The 1139-nt window shown below is 75.9% G+C and carries 2 protein-coding genes; both read left to right on the forward strand.

The window, feature by feature from the left end; genetic code table 11:
• Positions 1-403, forward strand: a 403-nt coding sequence (locus FRW57_RS21860; RefSeq protein ID WP_162529472.1) for an SAV_6107 family HEPN domain-containing protein, incomplete at its 5' end; no start/stop codon positions are given.
• A partial coding sequence (locus FRW57_RS21865; RefSeq protein WP_152187068.1) for a PHP domain-containing protein occupies positions 396-1139 on the forward strand: 744 nt, incomplete at its 3' end. The genes FRW57_RS21860 and FRW57_RS21865, both read left to right, overlap by 8 nt.

Consider the following 1139-nt stretch of genomic DNA (forward strand, 5'->3'; position numbering starts at 1 on the left):
GACGTTGCTGGCGGCCTGTGGGGCCGGCAGCGCGGGTGAGCGCTACGTCGATGCGCACCTGGCTGCGTTGCGGGCCGCCGCGGCCCTGCTCGCGGCCCGGAGCAAGCCGGTCGCCCGCTCCAGGCCGCGCAGTGTGTGGGAGGTGTTGCCCACCGTCGCCTCCGACCTGGGGGAGTGGGCAGCCTTCTTCGCCGGGTCCGGCCGGCGGCGAGCGGCCCTCGAGCGGGGCTCGGCCACCGCGAGCAGCCGCGAGGCCGACGACCTGCTGCGGCAGGCCGAGATCTTCCTCGAGCTCGTCCAGGCGCACCTCGGTCTGCCGATCAGTGCGCCGCTGCCGCAGTTCATGACCCCCACGGCGTCCGAGCACGCCGCTGCGACAACCTGGCAGGAGCCCGGTGAGTGAGTCCTTCGCCCACCTGCACGTCGCGTCCGGGTTCTCTCTGCGTTACGGCGCCTCGACCCCCGCCGCGCTGGTGCAGCGGGCCGCCGATCTCGGTCAGCCCGCCCTCGGCCTGACCGACCGCGACGGGCTCTACGGTGCAGTGCGGTTCGTCCAGGCCTGCACGCAGGCGGGGATCGACCCGGTCCTCGGGGTCGACCTCGCCGTGGAGGATCCCACAGCGGGTGCCGGGCTGCTGAGCGTTTCTTCGTCCGGGCGGCGGGTGCGGGTCCACCCGGTCAAGGGCGGTGCGGTGGTCGACGACCGGCATCCCCGGGTGACCGTGCTCGCCCGGGGGCAGGCGGCGGGGGTGGCGCCCGGTCTCGGCTGGGCCCGGTTGTGCCGGCTGGTGACCGAGACGCACCTGCGCGGCGAGCGCGGCACTCCGGTCAGCACCCCCGAGCTGATCGCGACCTGGTCACGGGTCGACCGGTCCGGCGATCCCCAGAACCCCTCCGTCGGCGACGACCCCGGCGCCGCTCTCGTGGCCCTGCTCGGCCCCGGCTCCGACGTGGGACGAGCCGTCCTGCGCCGCGACCTCGTGCGTGCCAGGGAGCTGCTGCGGCGCTGGCAGGAGTGCCTGCCCCGCGACGGGTTGGCCATCGAGGTCGTCTGCCACGGCGGGCCGCCGGGAAGCCCGGGAAGCCGCGGTCACGCCGCCCGGCTGTGGGGCTCGCCCTCGAGTCGGGGGTCCCGGCGG

Origin of the sequence: Segeticoccus rhizosphaerae, assembly GCF_009192725.1 — a bacterium.
Classification (GTDB): Bacteria; Actinomycetota; Actinomycetes; order Actinomycetales; family Dermatophilaceae; genus Segeticoccus; species Segeticoccus rhizosphaerae.